Below are 22,982 nucleotides of genomic sequence, written 5' to 3'. Positions count from 1 at the left end.
AGCGACCGGATGGGCGTCCGCTTGCAGCCGGACGCCCATCCGGTCGAGCTGATCCGCCATGCGGAGATCCGCTCGCATGGCGTCACGCCCGGCGCGGTGCAGCTGCCGCCTGGAGGCGCGCCTGTCATCCTCGGCGCCGGCTGCGGCACGACCGGCGGTTACCCGGTCATCCTGCACGTCGCCGCGGCGGACCTGCCCTTGCTGGCGCAGCTCCGTCCCGGCGACAGCGTATCCTTCTCCGAGATCGGGCTCGAGGAGGCGCAGCTGCTGGATCTCGGCCAGGAGCTGGATTTGGCTATGCTGGACCATGCTCTCCGGCTCAAAACCATTTCCCGATAACTACAAGCGAAAGAAGGCTCGAACCGATCATGTCCTCTTCCAGGAAAAACAGCCGTACAGCCCGGGTTGTCGGCTTATATACCGCAGATGCGCCGAATTCCTTCGTCTCCCGCCCTCTCGCCGAAGCCGAGCTGGAATTCGGAGGCATCCGCGGCGACCGCCACTTTGGCCTGACGGCCAAGGCGGATGTCCGCCAGCCGATGTACCCAAGGGGCACCGAGATATTGAACCGCCGCCAGATCAGCCTATTGTCGGCTGAGGAGATGGAAGCTGTGCGCGCCGATATGGCCGTGGAGGCGCTGGAGCCGGAATGGATCGGCGCCAACCTGATGCTTGCCGGATTGCCGGAACTTACGAAGCTTCTTCCAGGCACGCGCCTTCTGTTTCCAAGCGGCGCCGGGCTTGTATGCGAAGGGGAGAATCATCCCTGCATGCAGGCTGGCAAGGAAGTCCAGAACCATGTCGCGCCAAGGGAACGGCTGCCTCAAAGCTTCGTCAAGGCTGCGGCCGGACGGAGGGGAATTCTCTGCTCCGTCGAACGTCCGGGGCGGGTGTGCCACGGCGACGAAATCCGGATTCTAGATCCTATCTGACAACTCGCTTCTCCGCGGGATTCATCATGCCGGCAGCTGACATGGCCGAATACGCGGCTTATGGAGATTGAGCGGCAATCGGTAAAATCATATTCGTTCAGGAGGTTTTGGGGCATGGCAAGCATCGATCTCAACGCCGATCTGGGCGAAGGTTACGGAGCATGGTCGTTCGGGCAGGATGAAGCCCTGATGCGCAGCATTACGAGCGCCAACATCGCCTGCGGATGGCATGCGGGAGATCCCGCCACGATGCGGGCTTCCGTCATTGGCTGCCTGAGAGCCGGCGTCGCCATCGGGGCGCATCCGGGCCTGCCGGACCGGCTCGGCTTCGGTCGCCGGGAAATGGCGCTGAGCCCGGATGAAATCTATGACGGGGTGTTGTACCAGCTTGGGGCGCTGGAGGCTTTCGTCCGCGCAAGCGGGGGACGGCTGCGCCATATGAAGCCTCACGGGGCGCTGTACCATATGTGCAATCGAAGCGAAGCGGCCGCCGAAGCTGTCGCCCGGGCGGCTGCGGACCTCCGCTGCGGCTTGGCCGTTTTCGCGCAGGCGGGAAGCTTGCTGCTCGAAGCGGCAGCCAGGCATGGCTTGCCGGCGATCGCGGAAGCTTTTGCCGACCGTGCCTATACCGCATCCGGCAAGCTGGCCGAGCGGTCGCTGCCTGGAGCGGTGCTGCACGATCCGGATGCAGTGCTCGCGCAGGCTCTGCGAATCGCTTCCCGCGGCGAAGCCGGAACGCTGGAAGGACCGGTCCTCTCTCTATCCGCTGCCACGATATGCCTGCACGGGGACCGTCCCGGAGCCGCCGAAGCAGCGATGCTGCTGCGCCGGGGGCTGGAGGAAGCCGGCGTACGCGTTGCGGCTCCGGATATCGGCGAGCTCGCAGGAGACGGGCTTGATAGCGGAGGGACGGGAAAACTCCATGAAGGATGAGGCATGGCTGTTCGTCTACGGAACTCTGCAGCCGGGGATGTCCAATTATGGCGTTATCGAGGCATGGGTACGGGAAGCGGTGAGGGGCCGAATAAGAGGCTGCTTGGTGGACGCGGCCGCAGGGCAATACCCGGCTCTAGTCATGGACAAGTCTAGCCGGACTGCCAGCAAATCCGTCTTCCCAGCAGCTTCGGCCAGCGGCTCGATCGCGGAAAGCGACGCCGTATTCGGCTGGTGGCTGCGGATCGGCATCCGCGGCCTTGCCGAAACGGACAGGCTGGAAGAGTACTGCGGACCGGAAGAAAGCAACGACTACGAGCGGATCTGGACGGCCGATCTCGATGCTCCTTCCAGGCAAGGTTGGGTCTATGTATGGCCGACCAGCCGAGGCTGCCCGGCGATCGGAAGCAGTAAATGGCCGCCTTCACCGGATTGACGGGGAAAGCGGCCTTTTGGCCTTGTAACCATTTTTGTTCGTTTGGGTCTTTATCGGTCTTCCTCAGCCGTTTCCGGCTGAAAGGCGATGAGCGTGACGGGAACGCCTCGCTGCTCGGTAAGCCGACGCTCCAGTTCCCGGATCTGCTGCACGGCTTCATCGGATCCGCTCAGATCGGCGAACCGGTAAGGCTCGAACGGCTGCTGCATGGATATCCACCTCCAGTGGTAGCGTGGTCAGTCCGGCGGAGCGTTATGCATGGTTGCCTTCGACAGTCCGTTTTTCATACCGGCCAACAGGAGCGGGGAAGGGGGTTCGAGCGCCTCATCCTGGACCAGGAGCGCCGCCTTGCCTTCATATCCGGGATACAAGGCGAAGATATAGGTCCATGGCTGCTCCTCGGCATCGCCATCGGCGCCCGGTACAGCATTGAAGACGAGCCCGCAGCTGCCGGGCGGAACGTCTGCCTCGACCGTGCTCGACAGAATGCTGGCAATGCTCAGCTTGCCGTCTGCGGGAACTTCGAACGGAACCAATATGGACCGCACGGAGCCAGCGGCAGCTTCCGGTTCGCCTTCCTCGACCGCGACCGCCACGTTGCAGCGCGAATCATCCATCGCTTCGAAGCTTGAGATGCTCCTGTTTTTCCAGGCAAAGCCTTGCCCGACTTCTTCATCCGTCCACTCCGGGAACGGTTCCTTGGTCCCTGCCGGATAGACGCATACCTGGGAATAGGAGACGACGATTTCCTTTGATTGGGCCACTATGTTCATGCACGAGCACCTTCCTTCCATCCGTTTCCTTACGCATTCGCTGCGAGCCTTCGTTCGTCCTGCTTGATGGCGGGCTGAATCCATAGACTAAGACGGCGAGCAATCGAAATGCCCCCTCAAGCTGGGAGGCCGCTGAAAATTTGTCGCTGCAGACAGAAATCATTCTTCCGATCGCTGTTGTCCCCAGATTTCTCAGATTTCTGCCGCTTTTAACGGTTGAAATCCGGGGACAAAGGCGACCACATCCGTTTCTCCAGAACGATTTCGCGCCTTACGCTACTTTTTCAGTGGCCTCCGGAACACCCGGATTGGCCTTTTTAGATGGATCGATTTCCGCTTTTTCCGGCTGATCAGCCCCGATTCCACACGCTCTCCCCGTCATGGCCTTCCGTATAAACGATGGTCTCGGGCTTCAGCTCCAGCACGACGATATTGGGATCCTCAGGGCCATCCCAATAAGCGCCCATGTCGTCTTTCCACAGTTTTTTGACGATGCCCTCGTCTTTTTTAACGCTTGCTGACCCCTGCATGTCGACGATCGCACCGGGCTGCTTGCGGCCCTCGAGCCCGAGCAGCAGGCTGGCATGGGGATTCTCTTCCAGCTGATCGACCTTGTGGGATCTGCGGTCGGCAAGGAACAAGGCGTTCAGACCGTCATGGAAGACGGCCATGTAACGGGAACGCGGCTTGTCGTCCTCGATCGTGGACAATACGCCGTACTCGTATTCGTGCAGAGCTTCGACGATTTTTTTTTCCAGTTCGGCACCTGCAAGCTTGTTCGCCATTCGTCAATCTCTCCTGTCTGAAGATGAAATGGGTTCAAAAGGATTCATCGTGTTCCTGTACCCTGACCGGATAGGAATGAACCTCTGCGAGAACCCAAATAGAGGGGCGGCCGGGAGGACGGATTGCCTTCGTCGGAGGGGAAATTCACTCCGCCTAGGTTTGGTTGTCGCCTCAACGGGTTCCAAGCTGCTTTCGCTTATGTTCCCATTCGTTAGGTTAATGTCCTGTAACAATGGAAAACGGAAGGAGGGGCTGGCTGTGAATGAGTGGATCGGCATGTTCTCATGGATGTTCATCCTGGTCATTGTCACGCTGCTGCTGATCAGCTTTAGTCTCTCCCTGGAAAAGCGCGCGGCTTGGAGAGAAGCGAGAGGAAGCCGCGGCCGGTACGATTCGATTTTCGAGCATAATCCCGATATGGTGTGCCTGTTCAATCCGGAAGGCGAGCTCATCCGGCTCAATCCGGCCGCCCTCAAGCTGACGGGGTGCCGATTCGGGGACTTGGCGGGACTTTCGTTCTGGCAGCTGATCCATCCCGATGACGCCATGCGTGCCAGCCGCAGCTTTCTGCGTGCAAGGCAAGGGCTGACCCAGACGGCGGAAGTCAGAATCATTACGAAGGAAGGACGGGAGCTCGAGCTGTCTACGGCATTCGTACCGTGGAACGCAAGCTCGGGAGTAGCCGATATTTATACGATTTCCAAGGATCTGACCCCGCGCAACGCGGCCCAGAGGGAGCTGTTGAAGGCGAAAACCGAGGCGGAGGAGGCCTTGAAGATCAAAAGCGAGTTCCTTGCGGTCATGAGCCATGAAATCCGGACGCCGTTGAACGGCGTGCTCGGCATGAGCGACCTGCTGCTCGATACGGAGCTTAGCGAGGAGCAGCGGGAATACGTGCATATCATACGGGGAAGCGGGGTCAGCCTGCTGACCGTCATCGATGACGTGCTGGATTACTCCAAGATGGAGTCGGGCCATATGGCGCTTGCTTCCGATCCCTTCTCGCTGCGGGACGTCGTGCTGGACTCCATGCAGCTGTTCATCGGCAAGATGCGCGAGCGGCAGCTGCAAGCACTGTTGGAGCTTGATTCCGGGCTTCCTGAGGTGCTGGTCGGGGATGAGATGAGGCTGCGCCAGATTCTCACCAACTTGATCAGCAATGCGGTGAAATTCACGGAAGAAGGCGGGATTGCGGTCAAGGTCAGGGAGACGGGACGCAGCGGCTCGGAAATCGAGGTGGAGTTCCAGGTCTCGGATACCGGCATCGGCGTAGACGAGGATAAGCTCGATCTGCTGTTCCAGCCGTTCAGACAGACGGATTCGTCCATCTCCCGTCTGTACGGAGGGACGGGGCTTGGTCTTGCCATCTGCAAAAATCTCGTCGAGAGGATGGGCGGCGACATCCATATGAAACCGCTCGACAAAGGAACGGAAGTCGCGTTTCGGATCAAAGCCGGTTACAGGGACAGCAAAGCGGTGTCATTCGGGCAAGACGACAACCGTAAGCAGTCCGTCTGACTACTATGTAAAGAAATAACTTGAGAAACTAGGAGGATCGAGTATAATAAAGAAAAAAAGCTTCCAGCCTATGGAAGCCGAAGGGATTGAAAGAAGATGAATATTGCCGTTATCGCCGGAGGGAACCGGATCAATTCGACCAGCACGCTGCTGCTTCGGTACATGGAGAAGGAGCTGAGCAAGCAGGACATCGAGGTGACATTCATCGATCTCCATAAGCTTCCACTGCCGCTGTATTCGGCGGACCAGCCCGGGGTTACGCAGAAGCTGCAGCTTCCGATCTTCACTTCTCCCGAGACAATGGAGTATTTCGAGAGCAATGTGAAGCAGTTGGTGGCGGCGGCGCAGAACGCCGACGGCATCATCCTCGGTACGCCGGAATACCATGGGTCCTTCTCCGGCACGCTCAAAAACGGACTCGATTATCTCGGCTCCGCCCAGTTCGAAGGCAAGCCGGTGCTGGTCGCGAGCTCCGCGGCCGGAGCTGTCGGCGTCAGCTCGCTGACGCAGCTGCAGACGGTCGTGCGCAACCTGCACGGCATCAACTGCACGGAATGGGTGTCCATCGGCGGAGACAGCCGCAACTTCGGCGAAGATGGCGAACCCGAGCAGGACAAGGTCAAGCAGCGCGTCCTCTATGCGCTGGAGCATCTGACCCGTCTGGTGCGTCAGCTGAGACTATCCGGAGAGTAAGCTTTCTGGCGCGAGCGCGGCCTTGACAAGCCGAGTGCAATCGGAGAAGCCGGGCGTCCTGCGCAACCGGATGGTTGCCGGACAAGAGGCATTCACCAAACCTGCGCAAGGCAAGGACAAATCGACTCCAGGAACACCGAAAAGAGGCCGCCTCCAAGTCGACGATTGACTTGGAACGGCCTCTTGCTGCATTAATCTTGGCATCCGGCTTGGCTCAATAGCCCCGTCCGTAATCCACGATATTCCGCGCCGGCTTGCCGGTGCGCGCATATTCCTTGAGATTCTCGATGAACAGCGCGGCGATGCGCTCCTTGTAGCGGTCGGTGTCGCCGCCGATATGCGGGGAGATGATGACCTGCTCCAGCTCCCAGAGCGGATGGCCCTGCGGGAGCGGCTCCGGCTCGGTCACGTCAAGGCCGGCGCCGGCGATGGAGCCGGAGCGCAGAGCGTCGACGAGGGCATCCGTATCGACGGATTTTCCGCGTCCGATGTTGATGAATACGGCGGAGCTTTTCATCGCCGCAAACTCCTTCTTGCCGAAGACGTTCTCCGTTTCGGGCGTATGCGGCAGCACGTTGACGATGTAATCCGCCCGCTCCAGGACGGAAGCGAGATCGGAGAGGGCATATACCTCGTCCATATGCGGAGTCGGCTTGGCCGTGCTGCGGACTCCGATCGTCTCCATGCCGAGCGCCTTGGCGATGCGGCCAAGCTCGGTGCCGATCTCGCCCGCTCCGATGACGGCCAGCGTGCGTCCGTACAGCTCGGTATGGCCGCTGCGCTCCTGCCACTCGCCGCGGGTCTGGGCGCGGATGGACAAATGCAGCTTGCGCGAAAAGGCCAGCATCATGCCGAGCGCCGTCTCCGACATCGGGACCGGATGCACGCCGCTGCCCGTCGTCAGGATGACGCCGGCCTGCTCGAGTTTGTCCAGCGGCATTTTTTCCACGCCGGCAGACCAGGACTGGAGCCATTTCAGGCTGCCGCCCTCGCCGAGCGATTCCTTCTCGACCGCAGGGCTCCAGCCGCAGACAATCTCCGCCTCACGGAAAAGGGCGTCCTCCAGCTCCTTCGGCCTTCCGAATACGATGTTCCAGCCCGGCGCGGCGTCGCGCACCTGCTGTTCAAGGTCTGGCGTGAGTCCGTGCAGGCAAATCATGGTTGGCATAGGGCTCATCTCCTAACGGGTTTATGCAGCCGCAGCTGACGATGGTTCTTATTCTAGTCTATCAACGAATGCGGTCCCAATTCAAACATCGGGTGCGGTTATGTCTTGACTTTGCCGATCTGCCTTTGTAAGATAATCCCTAATCGAATAGAAGACGGCAATGACCGAAGACATGATCTCCGCCGCCGGACGGCACAGAGAGGGAAGCCCAGGCTGCAAGCTTCCCCGGGAACCCGGCGTGGATTACCCCTTCGCAGCCGTCCGCCGAAGCCCGCGAAGCGGGTGGGTAGGCGGCACCGGCCGATCCCCGTTATGGGATTCCATGAGGACTCGCAGCTCCGCACGCAGGGCATTTTTTCACCTTTGCGCCTAGCATCTGCTTGTCGAACAAGGGTGGAACCACGAGCTGAACGCACTCGTCCCTTTCCAGGGACGGAGGCGTTTTTTTGTTGGGCGAAAAGCGGTTATCGGCTGCTTTTCCCTTCCGGCGCCAGCGTCCGCCGCCCCTAAAAGGGCGGTGAACAGCAAGCATGCGTTCAATACTCGGAAAGGGAGGAAGAAATCGTGGACATCGACATTCGGCTGGCAGACGGAAGCGCTAGGAGGTACCCGCAAGGAACCACAGGCAGAGATATTGCGGAATCGATCGGAGCCGGACTTGCCAAGCGGGCGGTAGCGGCGAAGATCGACGGAAGCCTGATGGATCTTGGAGTCCCGATGCGGGACGGCTCGCTCGTCGAGATCGTCACGCTAGGCAGCGAGGACGGTCTTGGAGTTTACCGCCACAGCACGGCTCATATTCTGGCCCAGGCGCTCAAGCGGCTGTACGGCGGGGATGCCGTCAAGCTCGATATCGGACCCGTCATCGCGGACGGATTCTATTACGACATCGACATGGAACGAAGCTTGTCGAGCGATGACCTTGCCTCCATCGAGCGGGAGATGGAAGCCGTCATCCGGGAAGACCTGCCCATCGTACGGAGGGAGATCGGGCGGGAAGAAGCGCTGGCCCTTTTCCGGGAGCAGCGGGAGCCTTACAAGGTCCAGCTTATTCAGGAACTTCCGGAGGATGTCCGGATCACGCTCTACTCTCAGGGCGAATTTACGGATTTGTGCCGCGGTCCGCATCTTCCGTCGACGGGGCTTGTGAAGGCATTCAAGCTGCAGAGCGTGGCGGGAGCGTACTGGCGCGGGGATTCCGCCGGTCCGATGCTGCAGCGCATCTACGGAACGGCTTTCCTCAAGAAGTCGGAGCTGGAGGAGCATCTGCAGCTGCTGGAAGAGGCGAAGAAAAGGGATCATCGCAAGCTCGGCAAGGAGCTCGGCTTGTTCATGTTCTCCGAGGAAGCGCCGGGCATGCCTTTTTACCTGCCGAACGGAATGACGATCCGCACGGAGCTGGAGGACTTTGCCCGAGACTTGCAGCGCAAGCGGGATTACGACGAGGTGCGGACGCCGCTCATGATGAACAAGCGCCTGTGGGAGGAATCCGGGCACTGGGACCACTATAAGGACAACATGTATTTCGCGCAGGTGGACGAAGCGGAATTCGCGCTCAAGCCGATGAACTGCCCGGGCCATATGCTGGTGTTCAAAAACAGCCTCCATTCCTATCGCGAGCTGCCGATCCGCATCTCCGAATTCGGCCAGGTGCACCGCCACGAGTTCAGCGGCGCGCTGAGCGGCATGACGCGCGTGCGCACGTTCTGCCAAGATGACGCCCATCTGTTCGTGCGGCCGGATCAGATCGAGAGGGAGATCTCGTCGATCATGGAGCTTATCGACCATGTGTACACGGTATTCGGGTTCACCTATGAGATCGAGCTGTCCACGCGGCCCGAGGACTCCATGGGCTCGGAGGAGCTGTGGGAGGAGGCGGAGCGTTCCCTGCGGCAGGTGCTGGAGAGTCGCGGCGTGAAGTATCGGCTGAACGAGGGGGACGGCGCCTTTTACGGGCCGAAGATCGATTACCACATCAGGGACGCTCTCAAGCGGAGCTGGCAGTGCGGCACGATCCAGCTGGACTTCCAGATGCCGGAGAAGTTCGGCCTGTCCTATGTGGGAGAGGATGGAGGCAAGCATACGCCGGTCGTCATCCACCGCGCCGTATACGGGTCGATCGACCGGTTCATGGGCATTCTGACGGAGCATTACGAGGGGGCGTTCCCTCTCTGGCTGGCGCCTGTGCAGGTCAAGCTGCTGCCGGTGTCTGACAAGCATCTCGATTATGCGCTGAGGGTGCAAGCGCAGTTGCGGGAGGCCGGGATCCGGGTCGAATGCGATGTCCGCACGGAAAAGCTCGGCTACAAGATTCGGGAAGCGCAGCTGCAGAAGATTCCGTACATGCTTGTGCTCGGCGAGCAGGAAGCCGCATCCGGCAGCGTGTCTGTGCGCAGGCGCGGGGAAGGCGATCTCGGCTCCATGAGCATGGAGGAGCTGATCCGGAGCGTCCGGGAGGAAATCGAGGTCCGGCGGGGAGGAGCAGCGCATGTTGATTGATCTGACCCAAGCGGTGCGCCATGAGCAGCCCGTCTATCCGGGCGACCGGTAGACGGTCCTCATCCAGTCCAGCGAGATCGGCCGCGACGGCTGCAACAACCACCTCCTGACGGTCAATAGGCATGCGGGCACCCATATCGACGGGCCGATGCATCTGCTCGACGTGCAGGATCATCTCAGCGGATTTCCGCTGGAATCCTTCATCGGGAAGGGCTGCCTGATCGAAGCGGAGAACTTCCGGGAAGAATAAGAGGAGCTGCTGCAGCCGGGAGATATCGTTCTGATCCATAAGGGGAATGACCGGCACTTCGGGGAACCGGAGTATTTCGAGGCTTATCCGGTGCTGAGCGAAGCTTTCGCCGAGCTGCTCGTTCGCAAGAAGGTGAAGATGGTCGGCCTGGATATGCCTTCTCCGGACCGCTATCCGTTCGCGGTGCACAAGCTGTTGTTCCAGAGCGGCATCCTGATCGCGGAAAACCTCACCGGCTTGAAGAAGCTGACTGGCCGCGGGGCATTCGAGGTCATCGCGCTCCCGCTCAAGATCGAGGCCGATTCGGCTCTGGCGCGCGTCGTGGCGCGGACGCTAGAGGATTGAACGCAGGATGAAGCCGAGGTTGATTCAGAAACAAACTGGTTAGCAGAAGAGTCAGCTAGTAATAGAACAGCCGAGACCTAAGAAGGGGCAGATACGACTCTGCTTCCTTCTTGGGTCTTTTTGCTTTCTATAGCGGCGAAATGCATGCCGTGGGAGAACTCGCTCCGATGCGCAATATGATGGCTCTGCTCCTAAGCTCCCATATTCAAAATCGGCTCTTTTCGCTACGGCATTTAGGCGGGATATTTTGTCTGGAAAATTCAGGATCTATCCACCATAATTAATTTTATCATTGCATAACCGGAGGATGTCCATGATTGTATACAGCAGCTCGGTAGAGAAGTTCAAGGATGATGTATCCGCAAATAAAATCGCACCCAGTATTGAGCAGGCCTATATTAACAAGCTGGGGAAACGCCCCGCCCAATCGGAGTGGCGTGCTTGGAACAACTCAATGCAATTCATGGATAAAGTCATTAGAAATTCGAAGGTCACTGACGATTGCGGAGTATTGATCGAATACAAAATTCCTTCCACGAGCAAGCGGATCGATTTTGTCATTGCAGGACGAGACCAGGAAGACAAGAAGAACTTCATCATCATCAAGCTCAAGCAATGGGAATCTGCGGAAGCCAGCACCAAGGAAGACATCGTGAAGACGTATATCAACGGGTCTGTTCGTGAGACGACACACCCGTCCTATCAAGCCTGGTCCTACAGACAATTCATGTACGACATGAACGAGATCGTATACAAGTCCGAAATGAAAGGCAGGTGATTACTTAAATGTACGAGATAGACCAGGCACTACTGAACTATTCCATAGCTCAAAGAGAATATGTTTCTGGTGTTCCTACCCCATTTTACGTATTGACCATTAAACAGTCTGACACTCGCTACGAGATTCGACTTATTGAAGAAGAAAAACTAGTAGCCAACAAGCTTGTAGAAGGTCCATTACGAGAAGCTAAAATACAAGGAATTCAAATGCTCTATCAAAAATACCCTATGATGAAAAGGGAAGACTTCACTATGGTGCATTTTAAAGAAGACCGGGAAAGGCAGTGGCAGAAAGAAACTCATCCCGAAGTTACAGAGCTGTTTAATCGGTTGGCAAGCTCTTCTATTTCCATTCGAGTTATTCTCCAAAAAATCATGACCAGCTACCTTTCTCAAAAAAAGGAACCTTTCGGAAATAATGATTTTGGTCAATATGTTCGGCGTCAAGTTCCAGCAGAACTCAAACAGCTTAAATTTGTAGAGAAGCACATAAAAGTGCAGGCTTCTGTCGGACAAGGGGTATGGGCTACTGTCCCTTGGATCGCACTTATGGATACACGATTAACGGATAGCACTCAAAAAGAAGTTTATGTCGTGTACCTTTTTGCAGAAGACATGCAGTCAGTCTACCTTACGCTTAATCAAGGTGTCACCGAGCCATTGAAAAAAGGCAGAGTTGAAGGGTATCGCTATCTGCGAGAACAAGTTCAAGAAATTCGAACTATCATTCCCCTAGAAGAAATGTTCAAGGACGAGAATATCCAACTTGGTTCTGGAGGCTTGGGTAAAAACTATGAAGTCTCAACCGTTGCTTATTATCGTTATGAGCTTAATCGTCTCCCGTCAGATGTACAACTTTATGCCGATTTAGCTAATGTAATGGACAATTATGAGCAATTCGTAGAGCATGAATTAGAACAACGTCATGAGGAAGAGATGACCATGCAGAATTCTTTATTAACGGACACAGCAGAGGAGCCAGCTATGGTAGAAATGCCGGTCTCTGAGCGAATTACAGCTATTAAAGATTATATTTGCTCAAAAGGATTCTCGTACCCTGACAACCTTATTGAGAACATGTACTTGTCTCTAAAATCAAAGCCTTTTGTCATCCTTGCCGGAGTATCAGGCACAGGAAAGACGAAACTCGTTCAGCTCTTTGCAGAGGCTATCGGTGCATCGAAGGAAAATGGCCGTTATGAATTAATTCCGGTTCGTCCAGACTGGAGTGATCCATCAGATCTTATTGGTTACAAGGATCTCTCCCAGCAGTTTAGACCAGGTCCATTGACAAAGGTTTTAATTCAAGCAAGTCTTCCTGGAAACCGGCATAAGCCGTATTTCATCTGTCTGGATGAAATGAACTTAGCCCGAGTAGAACATTACTTTAGCGATTTGCTGAGCCTTCTTGAGACTCAAAAGTGGAGCGGGGATGAAATTATAACTCATGAGCTCATATCGGAGAGTTCACTCGTTTTGCCTGAAGACCAAGAGCTTTACGCCGGCCTACATATCCCGGATAATGTGTACCTCATCGGCACGGTGAATATGGACGAAACGACCCATCCGTTCAGCAAAAAGGTGCTCGACCGTGCCAACACGATCGAGTTCAACTATATTGAGCTTAATCAGTTGCCGGATCTCGCCCTGAGCGGTAATCAGGCTGCGCCAGAACCCACTTTAGCGCCAAACTCGTTCCTCCGAACAGACTATCTTCAGCTCACAGACGTCTACAAGACTGGCTCTCCCCATATTCAGCTGGTCCAAGAGACGACGGACGAGCTGGTTAAAGTGAACAGCATTTTGGAATCAATCCACTCCCATGTGGGTTTCCGGATTCGGGATGCGGTCTGCTTTTATGCAGCCTATAGTGCCGATGCAAATCTACTGAGCCGAGAACAGGCCATGGACTTGCAACTGCTGCAAAAGATCCTGCCTCGTATCCAAGGCAGCCAAGAATCCGTTCGGTTCGTGCTGCTGCAGCTGCTGCAGATTGCCTTAAATCGGACCATAAATTTAGCTGAGCTGTCGGAGGACCCGTCCTCGCTATGGCGGGACGTGAATGAGACCATTTCGTCCGGAAAGTATAAGCTGAGCGCACGCAAGATTATCTTCATGCTGCGGAGGTTGGACGAGGATGGCTTTACTTCCTTCTGGCTCTCCTAATCGTCCGGTGGAGCTGCTGCACATTGAGACGAGCGCCTTTAATTTGTACCTGCAAGGCAAGCCTTTTCACCCCACGGTAGAAGCGTTGCAGTTACACCGAGCGGATGCGACCTCTTGGGTGGAGACGAGCTTCCACGCCCAGTCTCTCACTAACAGACTGGAAATTCATTCAGTCCAACTTTACTCGCCAGAGGCTAGGCAACTCTTGCCGTGGCAGCCTGGTGAGGGCTGTGCTCCAATTTTTTACGAGACGCAGGCCTATGAGCTAATCATCGAGATGGAGACCGGACGCCGGCTGACGTTCTATCATGAGAACATTCGTATGAGGGAGGCGGTGCTGCCAAAGGGCAGCCGTCTGCTATCTGGCATGCTGAACTTTCAAAATGAAGTAGGTCTTTCGGAGCTGGAGCTAAGGGAGCATGGCGTACCTGTGTTTCGCCTACAGCTGGAAGTGTTTCCGTCCAAGATGGATTACAAGCGGGACTACCAGGCGATTCTGGCAGAAGTCAACTCACAGATTTATAACCTGAGCTTTGATTTTCTGCGCAAGACGTATCACATGACCGGACTTCGGGAGACGAAAAGCCAGAGTCTTACTGAGTTTTGGGTTATCGTGCAGCAAATATTTGACCAACTGAAAATGACGGTAGACCGCCTGCAGGCGTCTCCTCATCATCAACTAAAGACCGAGCATCGCCTTGTAGACGCTGCTAGGGTAAAGAAGGCTGGAAGAGCGAATACGGCATATCTTGCCAAGCGGCCTCATCTGCTCGCAGCAGATTCGCAGGGTATACTCAAGCTGGGCGAACAGCGGTATTCACCTAGCCATGCGCTCGAGAGCAAGAGGCATATTCACTACGACACGCTAGAGAATCGCTTTGTCCGCTGGGTGCTCATTCGTGTGGGTCGCAAGCTTAGAGCGCTGAAGCTAGAGCTACTTAGGAAGGGGGCTCCGGATCCTGAGCTGCTCCGCAGGTTGGAGCGAATGTCGGCAGAGCTACAGCGCTTGTTGAGGTTTGACTTTCTCCAGGTTGGCGAGATGAGGCAGATGACGGTCTCACTTGTCCTGCAGCTAGCGCCGGGGTACCGAGAGGTGTACAAGTATTACCTCATGCTCATGAAGGGACTGGCTATTCACGGGGATCTGTTCCGTCTCTCGATGAAAGATCTCGCTCAACTCTACGAGTACTGGTGCTTCCTCAAGATTCACGAGCTGCTTGCGCGCAAGTATAGGCTGGTTCGGCAAGATATCATTCGAGTGAATCGGAGTGGGCTGTTCGTCACCTTGGACAAGTCCAAGTCGGCTCGGATGGTGTACCAGCATCCACATAATGGTGAGGAGTTCACGTTGTATTACAATGCGCTTCCGAGTGGGGATAAGAGCCGCACGATCGGGCAGAAACCCGATAATGTGCTGACGCTGAAGAAGCGGGACTCCAGTGTGGAGTATAAATATATCTTTGACGCAAAGTATCGAATTAACCCCGCGTATACACACACGCCCTACCAGATGGCTTACCTGACGCCGGGGCCGCAGGAGGATGACATCAACACGATGCACCGATACCGCGATGCCATCGTGGCTGAGTCCAGGGATGACCAGCGTGAGTACGAGCGTACGATGTTCGGGGCGTACGTGTTGTTTCCCTATTCCAACGAGACCGAGTATCGGGAGCATCGCTTCTACAAAAGCATTGAGCTCGTAAATGTCGGTGCGCTGCCGTTCCTACCAGGATCAACGGCTCTGATGGAGCAGTTCCTCGATGAGATTATTATCGACAGTCCGGAGAAGGCGTACGAGCGCTCCACACGTCCTCGCGGGACGGAGGGATACTACCGCGATCGGCTGAGTGCAGGCAACATGCTCATTGGCTCTCTGAGCGATGCGCAGCAGTTGCAGGATCTGCTACGAGTTAGGTTTTACCATGTTCCGCTCAAGCAGTTCAAAAGCCATGCCGTCCTTGGTAACCTTGAATATGTGGGCGTATATCAGTCCGCAAAGAAATTTGGCCCTGAGCAACCCGGTATAAACTGGTACGGTCGTATTATCGACTGGCAAGTACTGCCGAGGCAGGAGATACGAGAGATTCCGTCCAGACGTGGAGCGACTAGCGAACTGTACGTCAAGCTCATTGTGGAGCAGTGGATAAAGCGAGAAAACCCCATTGTTCCTGGTGGTCATGGTGTGCGGAGCACAATGCTTAGTTCAAAATATATGTTCGACCGAGCTCATGAAGTGGCGGAATTGAAGCTAGAGACGGAGGAGCAATTGAAGGAGTGGCGGGAAGTCCGTCGAAAAGGAAAGCCAATTGTGAGATGGGACAGGCACCATCTTGATGACGCCACCCAGCTCCTGGATTTGAACTACTCGACCGAAAACGTTGGCGATTAAGCTCTTTAAAATGATAGTTTACAGCTTGGAACCAACTATTGCTGATTCTCCTATTTGTTATGCTTGGTAAGTTCTCTAACCTCGTCAACCATTCATCATCTTGGAACTGCTCGAAGATGATTGCAGGAGATCAAAATCAGCCCGTGGAAGCTTACATCTTGATGGTTACGCCGTTCTATCATGTGGTTACTGGCACAGACATAGAACCTCTAATAACTACGCTTCTTCAGAAAGGGAATACATCCGGACGACATCGGTCTGTCAGCTACTGGAGGGAACGGTTTCTGTATGCTTGTACGAGGCCAAAGCAGGTTTATTCTCTTGAGCTGGTAACTGATCTGTCAGAGTTATTCGAAGATCAACAATATCAACTCCATTGCGCAAACCCAGGTATGTGACTGCGAGAAAATCCTTATATAACCCTGCTTATCACTCAACTTTAGCCATGATCACATGTTAAGGAGCCGCAACCATGCCGACTTACAATAAACTCGTTCGGGATCTGATCCCGGCTATCATCCTGAAACAAGGGTTGGAGCCGAAAACACGCCTGCTGGACGAGGAGGAGTATAAGCAGGAGCTCCGGACCAAGCTGACCGAGGAAACCGGCGAATACTTGGCTGCGGAGACCGATGCTGAAGCCGGTGAGGAGCTGGCTGACATCCTGGAGCTGCTGCATGCCTTGGCTGCGACGCATGGCCTTTCCCCGGAGCAGCTTGAGAGCATCCGTGCGGACAAGGCTTCCAAGCGGGGCGGATTCAGGGAGCGCATCTACCTGATCGAGGTCAAAGATGCCTGATATCAAGCTCATCACCGAGAATCTGGCGGATGAGCTGATTCCCGGTATCCAGCAGGCTTCGGGCATTTATATCCTGACTTCGTTCGTTATGGAATCCGGTGTCCGCATCCTCGCCCCGCATCTGAGGGAAGCGCTGGAGAGGGGAGCCGAGGTCAAGCTGCTCGCTGGAGACTATCTGTTCGTCACGCAGCCTGAGGCGCTGCGGGCGCTGCTTCGCATTCATCCCGGTATCGAGGCGAGGCTGTGGCGCAGCCGCGGCACGTCTTTCCATCCGAAGGCGTATCTGTTCGACTATATGAACGGTCAAGGCAAGTTCATCGTCGGCTCGTCCAATCTGTCCCGTTCCGCGTTCAAGATGGGGCTGGAGTGGAATCTGTCGGTCAACGCTCAGCTCGAGCCGTTCACATTCCAAGAAGCGCTGGACAAGTTCATGCGCCACTTCTACCACGATCAAACGAATGCGCTGACCGAGGGAGTGATCGCGGCCTATGAGCAGGAGTACATGCGCAATCGTCAGAAATACCCGGAGCTCGTGCGGCAGATCGTCGAGGAGGAGGAAGCCGATCTCGGCGGCGCTGCGGTCAGCGGGGGTGCGGTAAATACCGACAATGCTGCTGACGGTGGCACTTCATCCGAAGCGTCCGCGCTGGTTCCGCGACCCGCGCAAGCCGGAGCTCTCGAAGCGCTGGAGAATGCGCTCGATGAAGGCTACAGCCGGGCGATGGTCGTCATGGCGACCGGTCTCGGCAAGACTTATTTGGCGGCATTCTTCGCCCGCAATCGGTTTCGGCGCGTGCTGTTCGTCGCCCATCGGGAGGAGATCCTGCTCCAGGCGAAGCAGTCGTTCCTCCATGTCATGCCGGACAAGTCCGCCGGGCTCTACAACGGCATGGCCAAGGAAGGCGAGGCGGAGCTGATCTTCGCTTCGATCTACACGATGGGAACAAAGCGTCATCGCGAGCTGTTTGAGCCGGATGCCTTCGACCTGATCGTCGTCGATGAATTCCACCATGCCGCGTCCAGGTCGTATCAGGCGCTGCTTGATTATTTCCAGCCTAGATTTCTGCTCGGCATCACGGCGACGCCTGAGCGTCTGGACGGCAAGGATGTGTATGCGCTATGCGACGGCAACGTGGCTTACCAGATCCATTTCATCGAGGCGATTCAGAAGGGCTGGCTAAGTCCGTTCCGCTACTACGGCGTCTATGATGATACGGACTATTCGCAGCTGACCTGGCTTGGAAGCGGATATGACGAAGCGGAGCTGCTCGCTGTCCAACTGCGGGAAGAGATGGCGGAGCGCATCTATGATGCTTGGCTGAAGCATCGGCAGACGCGGACGATCGGCTTCTGCTCTTCAATTGCGCAGGCGAACTTCCTTGCTCGGCATTTCTCCAACCGTGGTGCGGTCGCAGCAAGTCTAAGCTCGGAGTCGAGTCCCACTCAGCGCCGGGAGGCGGTCCGGAGGTTGGCGGAGGGCGAGCTGGATGTCATCTTCACCGTGGATCTGTTCAATGAGGGCGTCGATATCCCGTCGGTCGATACGCTGCTGTTCGTACGGCCGACGCAGTCGCTGACGATCTTCACCCAGCAGGTGGGCCGCGGCCTGCGGCTGCATGGGGGCAAGGACAGCTGCGTGATCATCGATCTCATCGGCAACTACCGCAACGCGGACATCAAGCTGAGTTTGTTCGATACGGGAGCTGGCGGGGGGAAAGGCAAGCCCAGCGGTATCTTGCCGACAGTTCCCGCTGGATGCATGATCGACTTCGAAACTGGAGTCATTGATCTACTCAGGGAACTGGCACGCAAGCGGCAGCCGCGCAAGGAGAAGCTGCTGACCGCATATCGGGATCTCAAGGATGATCAGCAGCGGCGGCCGACTTATCTGGAACTGCATTTGCACGGCCGGGAGAACTGTCGTGAGTACAAGCAGGAATTCGGCTCCTACGCGGCATTCCTTGGCTGGGCGGAGGAGCTGAAGCCTCAAGAGCAGGAGGTGCTTAAACGCTATAAGGATTGGCTGCTGGAAGCGGAGGGCACCGGCATGACGAAGTCCTACAAGATGGTGCTGCTGCTCGCGATGCTCGAAAGAGGATCGGAGCGCTGGCCGCAGCCGATTGCCGCGGTAGAGGCGGCACCGTTCTTCCATCGGTATCTGACCGAGAAGCAGTATCGCCGCAAGGTGGATATGTCCGACAAGCAGTCGCAAGCGTTGCTGGACTATAACGAGAAAAAGATCGCAGCCTTGATCGAAGACATGCCGATGGCCAAATGGAGCGGGAGCTCCAAAGGACTCGCGACTTTTGATGAGCGCGGTTTCGGCTTCAACTTGGACATCGCTGGGTCGGATCGGGAGATTCTATACCGCTGGACGCAAGAGATTTGTGAATACCGCCTTCATTCCTACTTTGAGAAGAAAGCTGGATAATTGGGTTGGGTTGATCAGTTCGACCTAACCTTCATGGGCTTCCGGGAAATTTCCCGGAAGCTTTTTGTGCAATCAAGGAAACGTTCGAGTCCTCCTCCGACATTCAGCTTCAATACCCTTCATGAATGGAAGGACGGTGTTTTTCACGTCAGCAGGCTTGATGATAAGGTGCATTAAAATGTCGACCCTCCGGGAGGGGCGACTGAAAATTAAGATAAGGCGAGAAATCGTAATGGAGAAACGGTTGTGGTCGCCTAGCTCAACCGCCAAAAGCCTAGGCTTTGTGATAAGGCTTGCCAGCGTAGAAATGAACATGAGGTCCGTAATTCAGCACATCGCTAAACCGATCGGAGAAGGCCATAATAAATAGGCGAAGACACGTCCGATTGCAGGGATGCATGATCCCGAAAGGGATTGCGAGGCTGCCCGGACTGTCATCGCAATAAACCGCTGCGGGGAGGGTTGAAGGCTGCGGCATGATGCCGCAGAGATTTGTAAGCGTTTACGGCTTGTCTTCTATCATTCTTTCTATTAATAAGGAGGCAATTGACGAATGGCAAAAACGAAACGCGCCTCGATGCTGCTGCTGGCATTGGCGCTGATCTTCGGATCGCTGTCGCTGCGTCCGAATGCGGCCGAGGCGGCGACGAACCTGGCGCTCGGCAAGTCCGTCGCAGCAAGCGGCTATGCGGATGTCTACCAGGCATCGAACATCAACGACGGCAATGCATCGACCTATTGGGAAAGCGTCAACAACGCCTGGCCGCAATGGGTCCGGATCGACCTCGGAAGCTCGCAGAGCGTCGGCCAAGTCGTCCTGAAGCTGCCTTCGGGATGGGAAGCCCGCACACAGAATATCCTCATCTCCGGCAGCACGAACGATTCTTCTTACACCACGCTTAAAGCGGCCGCGAACTACACCTTCGATCCTGCCAGCGGCAATACGGTCACCGTCTCGTTCACGGCAGCAAGCGTGCGCTACGTGAAGCTGACCGTCACCTCCAACACGACTTGGCCGGCGGGCCAATTCTCGGAATTCGAGATCTACGGCGGAACCGCCCCGACACCAATACCAACACCAACACCAACACCAACACCAACACCAACACCGACACCAACACCAACACCAACACCAACGGCCACCCCGACGCCAACGCCGACAGCCACCCCGACCCCGGGTCCCGGCTCGAATCTGGCTCTAGGCAAGCCTATCTCGGCCAACTCGACGGTCTATACCTTCGTGGCGGCCAACGCCAATGACGGCAACACGGCTACTTACTGGGAAGGCGCCGGAGGCTCCTATCCCAACACGCTGACCGTCAGCCTGGGGGCGAATGCAACGCTCAGCTCCGTCGTGCTGAAGCTGAACCCGGATTCGTCCTGGGGCAAGCGCACGCAGACGATCCAGGTGATGGGCAAAGCCCAGAATGGAAGTTCGTTCACGAGCCTCGCCGCTGCCAAGGACTACGTCTTCGATCCGGCTTCGGGCAACACGGTGACGATTCCCGTCTCCGGCACCGCGAGCGACGTGCAGCTCGTCTTCACGGCCAACACCGGCTCCTCCGCCGGCCAGGTCGCCGAGTTCCAGGTCGTCGGAACGCCGGCTCCCAACCCGGATCTCACCGTAACGAGCCTCTCCTGGACTCCGGCTTCACCCGTGGAAACGGACTCCGTGACGCTCACCGCAGCCGTCCGCAACATCGGTACGGCGGCATCGGCCGCCACCAAGGTCAACTTCTACCTCGGCAGCGCCTTGGCCGGTACGGCCGATGTGGGCGCGCTTGCGGCAGGCGCTTCCGTCAACGTGCCGCTCAACATCGGAGCCAAAAACGCAGGCTCCTATCAAGCGACTGCCAAGGTCGACGAGAACAACGCGGTCATTGAACTGAACGAGAACAACAACAGCTTCACGGCCACGTCTGCGCTTGTTGTCAGCCCCGTTTCGAGCTCCGATCTCATCGCTTCCAGCGTAAGCTGGAGCCCGGGCAACCCGGCTGCCGGCAACACGGTCAGCTTCTCCGTCATCCTCAAAAACCAAGGGACGGCGGCATCCGCAGCGGGCGCTCACGGCATTACGCTGACGCTGTCCGACGCCACGAGCGGCGCTGTGCTGAAAACGCTGACCGGCTCCTACAGCGGGACGCTTGCGGCAGGCGCCTCGACGGCTCCGATCAGCCTCGGCACCTGGACCGCCGTGAACGGAAAATACACGGTCAAGACCGTCATCGCCGTCGACGGCAACGAGCTGCCGGTCAAGCAGGCGAACAACACGAGCACGCAATCGTTCTTCGTCGGACGCGGCGCGAACATGCCTTACGACATGTACGAAGCCGAAGACGGCGTGACTGGCGGCGGCGCCTCCGTCGTCGGGCCGAACCGCAACATCGGCGACATCGCCGGTGAAGCTTCCGGCCGCAAGGCGGTCACGCTGAACTCGACCGGCAGCTATGTGCAGTTCACGACCAAGGCGAGCACGAACACGCTCGTCGTGCGCTTCTCCATCCCGGACGCTCCCGGCGGAGGAGGCATCGATTCCACGCTGAACGTCTACGTCAACGGCAGCTTCTCCAAGGCGATCCAGCTGACGAGCAAGTACGCCTGGCTGTACGGCAATGAAACGAACCCGGACAACAGCCCTTCTTCGGGCGGTCCGCGCCACATCTATGACGAAGCCAACATGATGTTCGACACGACGATTCCGGCGGGCAGCACGATCAAGCTGCAGAAGGATGCGGCCAACACGACGAACTACGCCGTCGACTTCATCAACCTGGAGCAGGCGACGCCGATCGCCAACCCGAACCCGGCCAAGTACGTAGTCCCGGCCGGCTTCTCGCATCAGGACGTACAGAACGCGCTGGACAAATTCCGCATGGACACGACCGGCACGCTGGAAGGCGTCTACCTGCCGGCGGGAACGTACTCGACCTCGAACAAGTTCCAGGTCTACGGCAAGCCGGTTAAAATCGTCGGCGCAGGCCCTTGGTATACGCGCTTCACGGCGCCGGCCACCCAGGACAATACCGACATCGGCTTCCGCGCCGAAGCGACGGCGAACGGCTCGACCTTCTCCGGCTTCGCCTACTTCGGCAACTATAAGAGCCGAATCGACGGACCGGGCAAGGTGTTCGACTTCTCCAACGTCGCGAACATGACGATCGACAACATCTGGACCGAGCATCAGGTGTGCATGTACTGGGGAGCCAACACCGATTACATGACGATCAAAAATTCCCGAATCCGCAACACCTTCGCCGACGGCATCAACATGACCAACGGCAGCACGAACAATCTCGTCTCCAACATCGAGGCTCGCGCGACAGGCGATGACAGCTTCGCGCTGTTCTCGGCCATCGACGCAGGCGGAGCGGACGAGAAGGACAACATTTTTGAAAACCTGACCTCGATTCTTACTTGGCGCGCTGCAGGCCTGGCGGTGTACGGCGGCTACGGCAACACGTTCCGCAACATCTACATTGCCGACACGCTCTGCTACTCCGGCATCACGATCAGCTCGCTCGACTTCGGCTATCCGATGAACGGCTTCGGCGCTTCGCCGACGACCAACCTGCAGAACATTTCAGTCGTCCGCTCCGGCGGCCATTTCTGGGGACAGCAGGTATTTCCGGCCATCTGGGTATTCTCTGCCTCCAAAGTGTTCCAAGGCATCCGGGTGAGCGATGTGGACATCATCGACCCGACTTATGTCGGCATCATGTTCCAGACGAACTATAGCGGCGGCCAGCCTCAAAACCCGGTCACCGACACGATCTTCACGAACGTCTCGATCTCCGGCGCGCAGAAGAGCGGCGATGCCTACGACGCCAAGTCCGGCGTAGCCATCTGGGCCAATGAAATGCCGGAACCGGGCCAAGGGCCGGCAGTCGGCTCCGTGACGTTCAACAATTTGAAGCTGACGAACAACTTCACGAATATCAAAAACACGACTTCGACGTTCAAGATTACGGTCAACTGAAGCGCTTCATGAGCCTTCCAGGCTCATGCGAGGTTGAGATTCCGTTCCGCTGAACCTGTCGGATAAGGACGCAAATCGGACCATAGCCCGCCGGAGAGGATGCTT

Annotated in this window: 16 protein-coding genes and 2 pseudogenes; 14 read left to right on the top strand and 4 right to left on the bottom strand. The window is 56.9% G+C overall.

Going from position 1 to position 22,982, the window contains the following annotated elements; translation table 11 throughout:
• The 4 genes and pseudogenes from ACLBWT_RS20700 to ACLBWT_RS20685 form a co-directional block, all read left to right on the top strand.
• Window positions 1–339, top strand: a pseudogene (locus ACLBWT_RS20700) (biotin-dependent carboxyltransferase family protein); the annotation flags it as partial.
• A 29-nt stretch (window positions 340–368) separates the two neighbouring features.
• Entirely contained in the window at window positions 369–932 is a 564-nt protein-coding gene (locus ACLBWT_RS20695; RefSeq protein ID WP_447665017.1) for an MOSC domain-containing protein, read from the top strand.
• A 114-nt stretch (window positions 933–1,046) separates the two neighbouring features.
• Entirely contained in the window at window positions 1,047–1,865 is an 819-nt protein-coding gene (locus tag ACLBWT_RS20690) for a LamB/YcsF family protein (RefSeq protein WP_447665016.1), read from the top strand.
• Window positions 1,855–2,301, top strand: coding sequence for a gamma-glutamylcyclotransferase family protein (locus ACLBWT_RS20685; RefSeq protein ID WP_447665015.1), 447 nt, complete (start codon window positions 1,855–1,857; stop codon window positions 2,299–2,301). Before ACLBWT_RS20690 ends, ACLBWT_RS20685 begins: the two co-directional genes overlap by 11 nt.
• A gap of 50 nt (window positions 2,302–2,351) precedes the next feature.
• Here the strand turns inward: ACLBWT_RS20685 and ACLBWT_RS20680 are convergent, their stop codons facing one another.
• From ACLBWT_RS20680 to ACLBWT_RS20670, 3 genes are all read right to left on the bottom strand, one after another.
• Entirely contained in the window at window positions 2,352–2,510 is a 159-nt protein-coding gene (locus ACLBWT_RS20680) for a hypothetical protein (protein WP_447665014.1), read from the bottom strand.
• Window positions 2,511–2,537: 27 nt separating this feature from the next.
• Entirely contained in the window at window positions 2,538–3,074 is a 537-nt protein-coding gene (comJ, locus tag ACLBWT_RS20675) for a competence protein ComJ (protein ID WP_447665013.1), read from the bottom strand.
• Between the two features lie 350 nt (window positions 3,075–3,424).
• Window positions 3,425–3,859, bottom strand: a complete 435-nt coding sequence (locus ACLBWT_RS20670; RefSeq protein WP_447665012.1) for a pyridoxamine 5'-phosphate oxidase family protein — start codon at window positions 3,857–3,859, stop codon at window positions 3,425–3,427.
• Between the two features lie 259 nt (window positions 3,860–4,118).
• Here ACLBWT_RS20670 and ACLBWT_RS20665 point away from each other — a divergent pair, with 259 nt between their 5' ends.
• Window positions 4,119–5,378, top strand: coding sequence for an ATP-binding protein (locus ACLBWT_RS20665; RefSeq protein ID WP_447665011.1), 1,260 nt, complete (start codon window positions 4,119–4,121; stop codon window positions 5,376–5,378).
• Window positions 5,379–5,474: 96 nt separating this feature from the next.
• Window positions 5,475–6,071, top strand: coding sequence for an NADPH-dependent FMN reductase (locus ACLBWT_RS20660; RefSeq protein ID WP_447665010.1), 597 nt, complete (start codon window positions 5,475–5,477; stop codon window positions 6,069–6,071).
• A gap of 214 nt (window positions 6,072–6,285) precedes the next feature.
• On the opposite strand, the gene ACLBWT_RS20655 is transcribed toward ACLBWT_RS20660, so the two are convergent.
• On the bottom strand, window positions 6,286–7,239 hold the full coding sequence (locus ACLBWT_RS20655) for a D-2-hydroxyacid dehydrogenase (RefSeq protein ID WP_447665009.1): 954 nt from the start codon (window positions 7,237–7,239) through the stop codon (window positions 6,286–6,288).
• Between the two features lie 564 nt (window positions 7,240–7,803).
• Here ACLBWT_RS20655 and thrS point away from each other — a divergent pair.
• The 8 genes and pseudogenes from thrS (at window position 7,804) to ACLBWT_RS20615 (ending at window position 22,877) form a co-directional block, all read left to right on the top strand.
• Window positions 7,804–9,738: a threonine--tRNA ligase gene (gene thrS, locus ACLBWT_RS20650; protein ID WP_447665008.1), complete on the top strand. Its 1,935-nt coding sequence runs from the start codon at window positions 7,804–7,806 to the stop codon at window positions 9,736–9,738.
• Between the two features lie 61 nt (window positions 9,739–9,799).
• Window positions 9,800–10,333: pseudogene (locus ACLBWT_RS20645) on the top strand (cyclase family protein).
• A 313-nt stretch (window positions 10,334–10,646) separates the two neighbouring features.
• Complete coding sequence (locus ACLBWT_RS20640; RefSeq protein ID WP_447665007.1) at window positions 10,647–11,111, top strand: hypothetical protein; 465 nt, start codon at window positions 10,647–10,649, stop codon at window positions 11,109–11,111.
• 8 nt (window positions 11,112–11,119) lie between these two features.
• Window positions 11,120–13,279: an McrB family protein gene (locus tag ACLBWT_RS20635; protein WP_447665006.1), complete on the top strand. Its 2,160-nt coding sequence runs from the start codon at window positions 11,120–11,122 to the stop codon at window positions 13,277–13,279.
• On the top strand, window positions 13,251–15,671 hold the full coding sequence (locus ACLBWT_RS20630; RefSeq protein WP_447665005.1) for a DUF2357 domain-containing protein: 2,421 nt from the start codon (window positions 13,251–13,253) through the stop codon (window positions 15,669–15,671). Before ACLBWT_RS20635 ends, ACLBWT_RS20630 begins: the two co-directional genes overlap by 29 nt.
• Window positions 15,672–16,143: 472 nt before the next feature.
• On the top strand, window positions 16,144–16,470 hold the full coding sequence (locus ACLBWT_RS20625) for a nucleoside triphosphate pyrophosphohydrolase (RefSeq protein ID WP_447665004.1): 327 nt from the start codon (window positions 16,144–16,146) through the stop codon (window positions 16,468–16,470).
• Window positions 16,463–18,901 (top strand): DEAD/DEAH box helicase family protein, encoded by a 2,439-nt coding sequence (locus ACLBWT_RS20620; RefSeq protein ID WP_447665003.1) that lies wholly within the window; start codon window positions 16,463–16,465, stop codon window positions 18,899–18,901. The genes ACLBWT_RS20625 and ACLBWT_RS20620 overlap by 8 nt, the downstream gene beginning before the upstream one ends.
• A 553-nt stretch (window positions 18,902–19,454) precedes the next feature.
• Complete coding sequence (locus ACLBWT_RS20615; RefSeq protein WP_447665002.1) at window positions 19,455–22,877, top strand: galactose-binding domain-containing protein; 3,423 nt, start codon at window positions 19,455–19,457, stop codon at window positions 22,875–22,877.
• Window positions 22,878–22,982 lie beyond the last annotated feature (105 nt).

The organism is Paenibacillus sp. D51F (assembly GCF_053345695.1).
Note: the sequence above shows the minus strand (reverse complement) of the source record. Positions and strands in the feature narration are given on the sequence as shown.

What these genes read in the sequence shown, in the direction of transcription:
- ACLBWT_RS20625 (WP_447665004.1), top strand. Translation starts at nt 16,144, where the DNA reads ATGCCGACTTACAATAAACTCGTTCGGGATCTGATCCCGGCTATCATC.
- ACLBWT_RS20690 (WP_447665016.1), top strand. Translation starts at nt 1,047, where the DNA reads ATGGCAAGCATCGATCTCAACGCCGATCTGGGCGAAGGTTACGGAGCA.
- ACLBWT_RS20640 (WP_447665007.1), top strand. Translation starts at nt 10,647, where the DNA reads ATGATTGTATACAGCAGCTCGGTAGAGAAGTTCAAGGATGATGTATCC.
- ACLBWT_RS20615 (WP_447665002.1), top strand. Translation starts at nt 19,455, where the DNA reads ATGGCAAAAACGAAACGCGCCTCGATGCTGCTGCTGGCATTGGCGCTG.
- ACLBWT_RS20680 (WP_447665014.1), bottom strand. Translation starts at nt 2,510, where the DNA reads ATGCAGCAGCCGTTCGAGCCTTACCGGTTCGCCGATCTGAGCGGATCC.
- ACLBWT_RS20630 (WP_447665005.1), top strand. Translation starts at nt 13,251, where the DNA reads ATGGCTTTACTTCCTTCTGGCTCTCCTAATCGTCCGGTGGAGCTGCTG.
- ACLBWT_RS20635 (WP_447665006.1), top strand. Translation starts at nt 11,120, where the DNA reads ATGTACGAGATAGACCAGGCACTACTGAACTATTCCATAGCTCAAAGA.
- comJ (WP_447665013.1), bottom strand. Translation starts at nt 3,074, where the DNA reads ATGAACATAGTGGCCCAATCAAAGGAAATCGTCGTCTCCTATTCCCAG.
- ACLBWT_RS20695 (WP_447665017.1), top strand. Translation starts at nt 369, where the DNA reads ATGTCCTCTTCCAGGAAAAACAGCCGTACAGCCCGGGTTGTCGGCTTA.
- ACLBWT_RS20660 (WP_447665010.1), top strand. Translation starts at nt 5,475, where the DNA reads ATGAATATTGCCGTTATCGCCGGAGGGAACCGGATCAATTCGACCAGC.
- ACLBWT_RS20670 (WP_447665012.1), bottom strand. Translation starts at nt 3,859, where the DNA reads ATGGCGAACAAGCTTGCAGGTGCCGAACTGGAAAAAAAAATCGTCGAA.
- ACLBWT_RS20685 (WP_447665015.1), top strand. Translation starts at nt 1,855, where the DNA reads ATGAAGGATGAGGCATGGCTGTTCGTCTACGGAACTCTGCAGCCGGGG.
- ACLBWT_RS20655 (WP_447665009.1), bottom strand. Translation starts at nt 7,239, where the DNA reads ATGCCAACCATGATTTGCCTGCACGGACTCACGCCAGACCTTGAACAG.
- ACLBWT_RS20620 (WP_447665003.1), top strand. Translation starts at nt 16,463, where the DNA reads ATGCCTGATATCAAGCTCATCACCGAGAATCTGGCGGATGAGCTGATT.